The organism is Paenibacillus sp. FSL W8-0187 (assembly GCF_037969755.1).
Lineage (GTDB): Bacteria > Bacillota > Bacilli > Paenibacillales > Paenibacillaceae > Paenibacillus_AQ.
In genome coordinates this window covers 7,019,314-7,030,646 of sequence record NZ_CP150206.1, presented here as the reverse complement: position 1 = coordinate 7,030,646, position 11,333 = coordinate 7,019,314, and the positions used below count along the sequence as shown (strand labels likewise).

The window sequence follows — 11,333 nt, the reverse complement described above, 5'->3', positions numbered from 1 at the left end:
AGTAATGACGAAGTATATTGTGGCGGGTTACGCCGTCGATTCGGTTCTTCCCGACATGACGCATGAGGATCTGCTGAAATTAACGCATCTGAACGTAGCCTTCGGTCATGTCAAGAACGATGAGATCACCACCGAGCATTTGAAGAATGGCGAGGTGGTCCGGAACATCAAGCGGGATCACCCGACTCTTACGGTACTTCTGTCTGTTGGCGGCTGGAGCGCTGGTGGTTTTTCCGAAGCCGCTTCAACCGAGGGCGGAAGGGACCGCATGGCCGCATCCGCCATACGGGTGCTGGAGGAATATCCTTTTGACGGTATCGATCTGGACTGGGAGTATCCATGTTACGGTGAAGCCGACATAGGGTCGAGTCCGGATGATAAACGGAATTTCACCCTGCTGCTGAAGACGATCCGGGAGGCGCTGGATGCTAAGGGCTCCCGGGATGGCCGGCATTACCTGCTCACGATTGCGGCAGGGGCTGACCAATACTATGTAGACGGCACGGAGATGGCCGAGGTACAGCAGTACCTGGATTTTGTCCAGTTGATGACCTATGATATGCGAGGCGGGTTTCAGGTCCTGACCGGACATCATACGAATCTGTACACGTCAACTGGAGATCTGTTCCGAATCAGCACGGATGCTTCCGTGAACCTGTTCGTTCGCGCCGGCGTCCCGAAGGAGAAGATAGTCATCGGTGCCGCATTTTACTCCCGTGTATGGAACGAGGTGCCGGATCGAAACCATGGCCTTCACCAAATGGCTGGCAGCACAGGCGGCTATGGTCCGGCCTTTGCCGAGCTGGCTGCGGAGTACATCAACAAGAACGGCTACATTCGTTATTGGGACGAGGAAGCCTGTGCGCCGTACCTTTTTAACGGCTCCAGCTTGATTTCTTATGACGATGAGGAATCGATTCAGTGCAAATGCAATTATGTGAAAGAACAAGGCTTGGCCGGGATCATGTTCTGGGAATATGGATGCGACCCGACCCATCGCCTGCTGGGCGCTATGCATCAAGGACTTCAAAGCATCTCGGCCGGGAAATAGGAACAGCTGGCGGTCGCGGTGGATCTGATAACTCGGATGAGTTTAAAACATACGAAAACCTCCCCTGAACGGTACGGTTCAGGGGAGGTTTCTATTTTTGCGGCAAAACTGGTACCGACTCACTATTCTTCGCCATCATCCGAATTCGTTATCCGGTGTACTCTTCGTCATCCTCATCCGGCGAATCAGCAGCGCCGTTGCTGCTGTGCATTTTGCGGTATTGACCGGGCGTGTACCCCGTCTCTTTCTTGAATTTGCGGATGAAGTTCGGCGTGTCCAGGTAACCGACCCGGGTGATGATATCCTTTAATGGATCGGTTGTGTGCAGCAGCAGCCGGATCACCTCATCCATTCGTTTCTGCCAGATGTATTGGGTAAAGTTCATCCCGATCTTCTCCTTGAAGGAGCGGCTGAAATATGATGAAGAGATGGAGAATTTAGACGAGATCGTGCCTAGGCTGAGGTCATAGTCCGTAAAATTGGCATCGATAAAGGCAACGATTTCGTCCATCAGGGAGCTCTCTTCGGTCTCGCTCTTCGCCTCGACATGGGCGCAGATTTCCGCGGCCAGGCCTGCCAGCTTCTTCTCCAAATCCTCCAGCGAGTCATAAGAGGTGACCCGTGGAAGCTGATTGACCACATGATGGATGCCAAGCTCGGACGCGGTCTTCAGCATCGTATTCAGAATATCGAAGCAGATACAGCGCAGCAGCGGTACGGACGGCATTTCCGTCTTCAGGTTATTCAATGCGGTGGATACCATCTGAACCGCTACATCATAACTGCCCTGTTTCAAGCTTTGAACCAGCTTCAGCAGCACATCCTTAGGGACCCAGAAGGATGAATCCTGTGCGCCGGAACCGGAAAGAGCGTTAAAGAAGGTGCTGCTGCCCTGTCCGTGCAGCATGGAAGCCTCCAAAGCGGTTGATGCTTCAATGAAGGATTGATTCAGCTGCTCCGGATAGCTGTAGCGGTTGCCTACCCCGATCGCAGGAGAGACACCCGTGTGCTCTCCCGCCATCGATTGCAGGGCCAGGGCGATCGGCTCCATACGGGCGTTAAGGCTCGCATCATGTCCGGTTTCGGCATCAAATCCTACAATGAGGGCCAACTGATCGGGCTGTGGCAGCTCCACTCCATAGGCATAGGCGGAAAACGCCGGCAGCTCCACATCGTTCATTAACTGCATGACGGGCCGCCGCTCCGAATTGTCGCCAATGGGCAGGGCGTGCGACTCCCAGCCCATGGTCACGACAAAATAATGGGATTGGCTGAAGCGGATGCCTAGCTTCTCGGTGAACTCGGAAGGGAATTCACCAGTATGGCCATGCTTTAGCAGCATGAGCAGAATATGATTCCGTGCATAAGGCTCTTGAAGATCGACGCGCTGGCTGTAGTCGTGCAGCGTTTTCTTGATCCATTCCAGCTCGTTGCTGGATGTGGACGTTTCCGGGTCATTCTTCAAGCGGATGAACTCCATCAAGTCTGAAATCGGATGGTATTGCCTGCGAGCCAGCATAATGGCAAGAATGGTGCCCATCACTACGACGAAGGAGAATACCAGAATTACAAAGGTACGAATATGAACGATACGGCTGAAAAATTGGTTGCTTGGCATTGCGGTGACATAAGTCCAGCCCGCATCGGATTTGACGGATACAACCGAATGCGGTTCTTGGTTCAAGGAAAGGCTGTGCGTTCCAGGCTCAAGTGCGAACAGGGCGTGGACTTCCTGCTCGGTAATGGTTTCGCCTTGGTGATTGGCGGCCAGCACTTGTCCGTAATTATCGAATATATATGTCATTCCATGATAGTCGCTGAGGATGGATTCGATCAATCCGGTCAGATTGGACTCATGGATCAGGTACATGACGGTGCCGTGGGCGGGCGTATTGTTAGGTGCGATCGGCACAAGGTATGCCAGCATGGAATTTTGGATTTTGGTCCCCTGAACCACTTGCTCCGCCGGACGCATGGTCGGAATCGGGACAGAGTTTAAATCACGGACCATCTCCGTTTCGTTCCAGCTGTTGAATTTGTAGCGGTCGGTGAAGACATTCAGATTCTCAAAGCCCTGTGACGAATAAATGCTGTTATCTCCGCGGAAGAACAGGAACAATTCATCAATAATGGAGCTGGTGGCTTTGTATTTGACCAAGGCCCCGATGGATTCCCGGCTGTAGTAAGGATGGTGAGTCCAATAACGGGTCAGCTGCTCATCGTAGGCGATGCGAAAGGCGATGTCCTGCAATTCTTTCATGCGCTCATCGATGACAGTTTTGGCCTGGGTCAATTGATTGACATTGGTCTGCTCGATCTCGGAACGGAGCGTATTCACGGCATTGTGATAAATAATGATGGTTAATATAACAAGAGGTATCAGGAAAATGGAGATGTAGGACAGTGTGTATTTAAGCAGAAGCTTGGACTTGAAGTGATTCCATTTCATATCTGCAACCTCCCGTTTTTTTTACGATTTTAGATTATTAAGTTTTTAGCCGGAACTAATTCATTCTACACACCGAGACGGTTTTTAAATAGCAATTTATGTTTTCACGTTACGCCATTTGATAGCGCTATCATAAATGCTGCCGAGGCAGTAGCATCATGACGAATAGATACCCTATTAAAAATACTAGGAGAACTTGACTAATAAATCAATGGATCATTTCGAATATACAATGGAATCACGTAAAAAGTCTCAGATGAGGGGGGGTATAACGAAACAATCGGTTCGAAATAAGCGGGGGATACGTGTTGAAGCGAAGATATCGGTAAAGGGGAGGATTGCAAAAAAAAGAACCCGTAGGTCAGACAACCTGCATGTTGAGGCTGTCCAGTTCACGGGTTCTATAAAGTTCCGTCCAATTTCGGGGGAAACGGACATGTACATAGGTTGAACGAAATTTCGTTCTAATTTCCTATAAGGATCCCTTCGTACTCGTATTTGCACGATTTTTCATGCAAATCTCGTAAAACAGCTGGCACTAGCCTTCATGTTGTGCGATTTTTCGTACAACACCCTGAGTCGATAGCTCTTATCCATTCAGTTTGTGCGATTTCTCGTACAAATCTCGTAAAACAGCTGGCATTAGCCTTCCTGTTGTGCGATTTTTCGTACAACATCCTGAGTCGATAGCTTTTATCCATTCAGTTTGTGCGATTTCTCGTACAAATCTCGTAAAACAGCTGGCATTAGCCTTCATGTTGTGCGATTTTTCGTACAACACCCTGAGTCGATAGCTCTTATCCATTCAGTTTGTGCGATTTCTCGTACAAATCTCGTAAAACAGCTGGCATTAGCCTTCCTGTTGTGCGATTTTTCGTACAACATCCTGAGTCGATAGCTTTTATCCATTTTGTTTGTATGGTTATTCGTACAAATCTCGTAAAAAGCATGCACCGGACCACGCAACGTGCGCACAGGGAGCAGTGCACACATTGAAATTGGTTCCTTACTAGGTTGCGCTGCCCTCCACTTGAGAGAGCTGCAACTGCTTGCGATAGATGAATCTGGAGATCGATACGCTGATTTCGTACAGCAGGAACAGCGGAACGATCACAATCAAATCGGACATGATATCCGGTGGCGTGATGGTGACGGCCACGATACATAGCAGAAAGTAGGCTGATTTGCGCATCTTGGCCAGCCGATGCGGATTCACGATGCCGAGCTTCGTCAGAAAAACGACGATGGCGGGCATTTCGAACAGGAATCCGAAAGGAACGGTCATATGGATCATGAACGTGAAGTATTTTTGCGCGGTATACATCGTTTGGAATGCGCCTTCGGCCATACGCTGCATGAACTGCAGCACCATCGGGAACAGCACGAAGTATCCGAAGCAGATGCCGGCAATGAATAATACGCTGATCACGGGAATGAGCAGCACGGCCGAGCGGTGAGTCCCATCCGGCAGCGCCGGCTGCACGAACCGCCATATTTGATAGGCGGCAATGGGAAGCGTGACGGTTACGGCCACAACGCCTGCAATGATCATATATACCCACATGACTTCGGAGGGACCGAGCAGAACGAGCTGTTTGTCCATGCCTCGTACCAGCCAGTGGTAGATCTTCTCGACGTAGATGAAGGCAGCCACCATTGCGACGAGAAATGCAATCAGGGTGCGGATCAGGCGCTTCCGCATTTCTTCCAGATGCTCGATCGCGCTCTGGTCGTTCGGGTTAGCTGTGCTGCTTATCGACCGCTGCAGCAGTTTGCGGAGCATCGTCTTTTTTTCCATTCTCGTCGTCTCCGTTCATCAAGCCACGGGTTGCGCCCTTGAATTCGCTTAAGGTCCGCCCGAAAGCGCGACCGAGCTCAGGAAGCTTGGATGGACCGAATATGATGAGTGCGATAATCAAAATAAGAATTAAACCACCGATTCCGATGTTGCCAAACGGCATGATCCTCGCTCCTTTCGATTGGTATTACTCCAGTTTGAAGCCGCTAATGGCCACGACGGCGCAACGCGCCATGTTTTCACCGGAGCGGTGAGGCCATGTGCTGGTTGGTTTGCTGAGGTCCTCCGTATTCTCGCCCGGGTGTTGAACGGATAGGAAGAGCGTCTGCTCATCGGGTGTGAAGAAAGGACCCGTAAGCTCGGATTCCACCGGACCGGAGGCGAATTGCAGCGCGACCCCTTGATCCGGCCCGCTTGTTGGAATCACAAACAGTCCGTTGTTCATAAAGGATTTGTGAACGCCTTTGTTCTGGCTGCTGCTGGAGATGTCCGTTACGACCCACAGATCGCCGTTCGAGTCGAACGCGAGGTTGTCCGGCGAGCTGAATCCGGATTGGCGTCCTCCCGCAGCAAAAATTTCAAAGTCAAACTCCATGGCTGCCAGATCGTTGCCCGCTTCAAAAATGCGCGTTATATGACCATGGATGTTGCCGTGATTATCGTTGTTCGTATGGCAGATAAACACGGTGTTATCGAACGGCGAGATTTCGATATCCTCCGGACGGTCCGTTGGTGTTCCGCCGACAAGACGCGCAGCTTCCTGGCAGTAAGTGACAACATCGCCTTGGGACTTGAATTTGGCTTGGGCCTCTTTATCCTCTGCGGCGGCCTTGGTTACGGCCTCCAGGGTGACCGGCTGCCATTTGCCCGACTTCAGGTTGGCCACGTACAGGGTTCCGTCTTCCAGAAGCGCGGAGTTAGCGCGGCCTTTGCTTTTATCATATTTGCTTTTGCTAATGAATTTATAGACGCAGGCATCCTTCTTGTCGTCGCCCATATAGACAACGATCCGGCCGTCTGCGGCAAGGCCCATCGCGGTATTCTCATGATTAAATCTGCCGAGGGAGGTGTGCTTCTTCAGGAAGGATTTATCGAACGGATCGACCTCAACGACCCAGCCGTAATGCGTATCCGGCAGGTTAGAGACTGCCGCGGTGTCCTCGAAGTTCTCCTCGCAAGATAAGACTGTGTTCCAAAGCGTCACCCCGCCGGAGCAGTTGGCAAACGTGCCGGTAGCTGTCGTTGCGCCTTTCAGGGCAGGGATGCCTTTGGCCGGACCGGTGATATCGAATTTGCTGAAGCCGTTGATGCGGCGGGCATGGGTGGAGGTGGTGTCCATTTTCCATACACCCTTCTCGTCACGGTATACTTCGATAACAGACATGCCTTGGTAATACAGGTTTTTATGGATTTGATCCGCCGTCATCTTCCCATCCTTTACAGGACCGATGGAGAAGATGGTGGAGTATTCATGATTGTTGACCAGAAGGCCGCGGACATTGGAGCCCTTAAGCGGGAAAAATGCGTTGTAATCACAGCCGGAACCGAATTTTTCGCCAGCCGGATTGATCACGTCATCAAAAGCCGCAATGACATCATATTTAAAGTTTTTAGGCAGGACGAGCTGGTCTGCTTTGGTTGGTTCAATTGGTTCGAAGTAACCGCTGACCCGATTCGTTTTGAATCCGAACAGATGATTTGCGGTTCCGGACATGGCCGAAGCTTTCCCTTCCAATACACCTAAGCCTGCGGAAGCGGCTGCCAATGCGGTTGCGCCAGTACCCAGATAAGACAGAAACGTTTTGCGATCCATCGTTTTACTCAAGCTTATCCACCCCTAATGTATAAATTGCCATCAGGACAAGTTTATAGGGGAAATGTTAAGGGAATATCATCGGTGAATGGTAGAATTGTAAAAATAAAGTGATATTGGAGGGGGCGTCTAGCGGCGCCCCTGTACATGGCTGGACTTGCGGAGGATATGCATAATCATATGGAGTTGCCCTTGTAGCGCTGACGCATCTGTTCGGCCATGACACGAATTTCCTCAGTGCCCGGCATCGTAAACCTGGAAGCGGCTTCTGTCAGCTCCTTGCCTGACTGCCAGCTGCGGATGACCTCTTTTACAGCAACAATAAACGGGTGGACGGGGTTTTGACTGGTGCCGATGTTCGTAAGCTCTTCAAGACTGGCGGTGCTGTTAGCCTCTACTAGAGGATATTGCTTGGGGTCTGCACCCGCAGCGGCAATATCATAGAAGGAACGAACCAGCCGGGCGCGCTCGCTGCCTGAACCTTCGGCGATGATAAAAGCCTGGATAATGAAGGCTTTACGTTGCCGCCGCTGGGCAATGCCGCAAAATTTAAGGCCACCTATGCTTAGATCGAACGTTCCGGGACAGAAGGCGCCAGCAATTTCGCCGGTATCTACGTTCTGTCCGGTGCCGCGGAGGGCCTCCCGGATCAGTTCCACCATGATCTCAAAGTCCTGATGAAAGTCAGGCGCCGGTCCCGTAGAGGAAAAGGGGAGGATGAGGGACAGGTTCACCACGCCAGCGTCTAAGGGAACCGCAGCACCGCCCGAATGGCGGACGGCGGTGTCATAGCCGAGGGAACGAAGCATGGCTACCCCTTGCGGTGCATGGGGGAGGCGGCTGTCGCGCACACCCATGACAAAAGCGCGCGGATGCCGCCACAGATGGCAGACGGCCGGCCCGCCATCTCCGGTCAGCCTGCATAGGAGCTCGTCCAGCGCAAAATGGTACAGCACGTCCTGATGCGACAAATCATGGGTCCGGTCGAGCAGCAGAACAGGTTGATCTTCAGGTAGTGACAGCGGAATATTCACGCTTTCTTGCGCCTCCTCTTATATGTGGATCGTGCATAGACCATGGAAGGGTTTGTCTTCCAAGGGGGAGCCCGATCGTTATTTTCTTTGAACAGCATACCATAAATTCATACTGAAGCGGCGAGCCTCGCCTTATGAGTCGGGAACCTTCAACGTTTTTGTTTAGATATCAGAAAGTATAAACTTCGAGGCTCGTGACCTCCTGATATCGCAAAGAAAAACTTCTTCTAACTGCGGTCCGTCTTCTGATGTACGTTGATCGACATTTTTGTTATAATCCGAGTAAGTTTATTGTCTTTGTGAGTAATTTGGTTTAGTGGAGAATGATTTCACTTCCTATATAAAGGAGAGCATCAACATCATGGAGATTTATAATAGTGTAGTTGATATGATCGGTCAGACGCCAATGGTGAAACTTCAACGGCTAGTGCCTGAAGGGTCTGCTGATGTCTATGTAAAGCTTGAGAGATTCAATCCTTCCGGCAGCGTGAAGGATCGTGCGGCGTACAATCTGATTCATACCGCAGAGGAACAAGGATTACTCCAACCAGGCGGTACCATTATTGAGCCAACGAGCGGGAACACGGGCATTGGCCTGGCGATGATAGCAGCAGCCAAGGGTTACCGCGCTATCCTGATTATGCCGGACAACATGTCCAAGGAACGGATAAATATATTGAAGGCGTACGGCGCGGAGGTCGTGCTGACACCGAGCAGCGAGCGCATGCCGGGTTCCATTGCCAAAGCGCTTGAGCTCAGGGAGCAGATTCCCGGCAGCTTCATTCCGCAGCAGTTTGAGAATGCGGCCAACCCAGACATTCACAGGTTGACGACAGCGCCGGAAATTTTGGGGCAGATGGAAGGGCGGCTGGATGCCTTCGTGGCAACGGCGGGAACGGGCGGCACCGTAACCGGTACCGGGGAAGAGCTGAGGAAGTCCCTGCCGAATCTGCATATCGCGGTAGTCGAGCCGAAGGGCTCGCCTGTGCTCTCCGGCGGACAGCCTGGACCGCACAAGCTAGTGGGCACGAGCCCGGGTTTTGTACCGAAGATTCTGAATACGAGCGTATATGACGAGATCATCCAGATCGCCGACGAGGATGCGTTGCAAACGGTGCGGGATTTGGCTCGCAGGGAAGGAATTCTGGTGGGGCCGTCCTCCGGCGCATCGGTATTCGCTGCTCTTCACGTAGCGAAGCGGCTGGGGGAAGGAAAGCGGGTTATCTGTATTGCTCCGGATACGGGAGAGCGGTATTTGAGCATGGATATTTTCTAAGTGAGAAGGACCTCCGGTTAACCGGAGGTCCCTTCTTGGTGTTCTATGGAATCCACTGCTTAAGCTGCTGCATGAGTTGTCGATGACTCTTCACGACGATCACTTTGCCGGGATAATCTTCGAGCGTATCCTGAATCTGATATCTGCCTTCCCGCTGAAACGCGGCGCTCCATTCGAACATCTTTTTGAACATGCCCCAGCTGGGTGTATAATGCGCCTGTTCAAGTCGCAGTCGCTGCTTGATGAACCTTGTAATGATCCGGTAGGTTATTGTGGAGTAGGACGGGTTCAGGAATATGATAAGATCTGCAAGGCGGAAGCTGGGGCTGACCCATTTAAGGTGAGCGCCTTCGATGATCCAGCATTTCGTGTTGATGATGCTTATTAACATCGCATTCCGGTCCGCATCGCTCCTCCGAATATCATCCGGCTCGGCTCGCTCCCACACCACATTGTCGAGCTCGTAATAAGGAATGTGGAACTGGGCGGACAGGGTCCTGGCGAGTGTCGTTTTTCCGCTTCCGACGGAGCCGATAATATGGATCCGGTTCGGAATGTTAGTTACCATAGGAGATCACCGCATTCATGAGAAATGGTAGCTACTTATTTCGGTACCGATGCGGTGATCTCCTGTCCTATTATTCGTAAAATTACACAACATCCTGCGGCTAATCGCGGAGCAACTTGAAGAAAGCCATGATTTGCTCAGCAATCCAGGCCGGTTGTTCTGCTGCAATGAAGTGCCCGCCCGCATTCAGATCCTTCCAGTGGATCACATTCGGGAAGATCCGTTCTACATATGATCGGGGCGGACGCTCGTTCCGCTGAGCACTTAAGGTGACACCATGCGGTACAGGTGAACTTTCTGTGGGCCCCGGCCACCTCGTATGCTTGCCTTCATAATAATAGCGGTTCGAGGCGTTGATGCTCTGGGTCAGCCAGTAGATGGAGACGTTGGCCATGAGCTGCGCCTTGTTGAAATGCTGCAACACATCGCCATCCTCGGGAGATGTCCAGTAGTGCCATTTTTCCAGAATGAACGCGGCCAGCGCTACGGGTGAATCATGCAATCCATAAGCTGCCGTCTGCGGCCGCGTGCCCAGAATATGGGCGTAAGCGCCCTCCTCGCGCCCCCATTGCTTCTGATAGTCGAGGAACTCGGCCTCCTCGGCTGAAAGCGTTGAGTTCGAATCCAGATATGGACTGGGATTGCCTGGCGACGTGGTGTGATAGCCGATGAACCGGTCGGGATGGTCGAGACACATGAGCCCCAGAATGCTGGCTCCGATATCATAGCCGTGTGCACCGAATCGTTCATAACCGAGCTCCGTCATGAGTTTCATGAGCAGTTCCCCCGCCTGGCGATCTTCAAAGCCCGGGCGCAGTTCGATACCTGAGAATCCATGGCCCGGGATCGATGGAATGACAACGTCGAAGGAAGTTTCCGTATGGCCGCCAAATTGCTCAGGATTCGTGAGGTAAGGGATAAGCTCCAGCATTTCATAGAAGGAGCTGGGCCAACCGTGGGCGATGAGGAGCGGGATGGGGTGTTCACCCCTGCCTTTAATATGTATGAAGTGAATGTCCACTCCATTGATTTCAGCGATATAATTCGGATAGGCCTGAATGGAGCGCTGGAAGGCTTCCCAATCGAACTCATGCCTCCAGTAGGCGGTCATTTCTTTCATGAAATCCAGGGGGATTCCATAATCCCATTGTCCGCCGGGGATTTCGTCAGGCCATCGGGTCATGTCCAGGCGCTGATATAAATCATCGATGGCAGCGGGCTCGATTTGAAAAGAAAACGGTTGGATCTTCATTCGCTTCACCTCTTGGAAAGAATGGGAGTCTGGTATACTGATAACAACAAGCTTGCGGTAGATAGGTAAATGAAGCCATAGGGCACTCTTTA

9 protein-coding genes are annotated in these 11,333 nt (G+C 51.7%); 2 read left to right on the top strand and 7 right to left on the bottom strand.

Annotation, left to right across the window (positions count from 1 at the left end; all coding sequences use genetic code 11):
• The first annotated feature begins 4 nt into the window (after nt 1-4).
• Nucleotides 5-1,051: a glycoside hydrolase family 18 protein gene (locus tag MKY48_RS31845; RefSeq protein ID WP_339268667.1), complete on the top strand. Its 1,047-nt coding sequence runs from the start codon at nt 5-7 to the stop codon at nt 1,049-1,051.
• Nucleotides 1,052-1,199: 148 nt separating this feature from the next.
• Here MKY48_RS31845 and MKY48_RS31840 read toward each other — a convergent pair whose 3' ends face one another.
• From MKY48_RS31840 to MKY48_RS31820, 5 genes are all read right to left on the bottom strand, one after another.
• Entirely contained in the window at nt 1,200-3,500 is a 2,301-nt protein-coding gene (locus MKY48_RS31840) for a helix-turn-helix domain-containing protein (protein WP_339268665.1), read from the bottom strand.
• 1,009 nt (nt 3,501-4,509) lie between these two features.
• Nucleotides 4,510-5,202: a twin-arginine translocase subunit TatC gene (gene tatC, locus MKY48_RS31835; protein ID WP_339273727.1), complete on the bottom strand. Its 693-nt coding sequence runs from the start codon at nt 5,200-5,202 to the stop codon at nt 4,510-4,512.
• Between the two features lie 37 nt (nt 5,203-5,239).
• On the bottom strand, nt 5,240-5,461 hold the full coding sequence (gene tatA / locus MKY48_RS31830) for a twin-arginine translocase TatA/TatE family subunit (protein ID WP_015737862.1): 222 nt from the start codon (nt 5,459-5,461) through the stop codon (nt 5,240-5,242).
• A 24-nt stretch (nt 5,462-5,485) separates the two neighbouring features.
• Nucleotides 5,486-7,111 (bottom strand): alkaline phosphatase PhoX, encoded by a 1,626-nt coding sequence (locus MKY48_RS31825; RefSeq protein ID WP_339293566.1) that lies wholly within the window; start codon nt 7,109-7,111, stop codon nt 5,486-5,488.
• Nucleotides 7,112-7,287: 176 nt separating this feature from the next.
• Nucleotides 7,288-8,145: a lipoate--protein ligase family protein gene (locus MKY48_RS31820; RefSeq protein ID WP_339273723.1), complete on the bottom strand. Its 858-nt coding sequence runs from the start codon at nt 8,143-8,145 to the stop codon at nt 7,288-7,290.
• A 361-nt stretch (nt 8,146-8,506) separates the two neighbouring features.
• Between MKY48_RS31820 and cysK the strand changes: the two genes are divergently transcribed.
• Nucleotides 8,507-9,421, top strand: coding sequence for a cysteine synthase A (gene cysK / locus MKY48_RS31815; protein ID WP_339268663.1), 915 nt, complete (start codon nt 8,507-8,509; stop codon nt 9,419-9,421).
• A gap of 43 nt (nt 9,422-9,464) precedes the next feature.
• Here the strand turns inward: cysK and MKY48_RS31810 are convergent, their stop codons facing one another.
• Together MKY48_RS31810 and MKY48_RS31805 are read right to left on the bottom strand one after the other, a co-directional pair.
• Nucleotides 9,465-9,989 (bottom strand): DNA topology modulation protein FlaR, encoded by a 525-nt coding sequence (locus tag MKY48_RS31810; protein ID WP_339291920.1) that lies wholly within the window; start codon nt 9,987-9,989, stop codon nt 9,465-9,467.
• 100 nt (nt 9,990-10,089) lie between these two features.
• A complete protein-coding gene (locus MKY48_RS31805) occupies nt 10,090-11,241 on the bottom strand; it encodes an epoxide hydrolase (protein WP_339291919.1) in 1,152 nt (383 codons plus the stop codon).
• Nucleotides 11,242-11,333 lie beyond the last annotated feature (92 nt).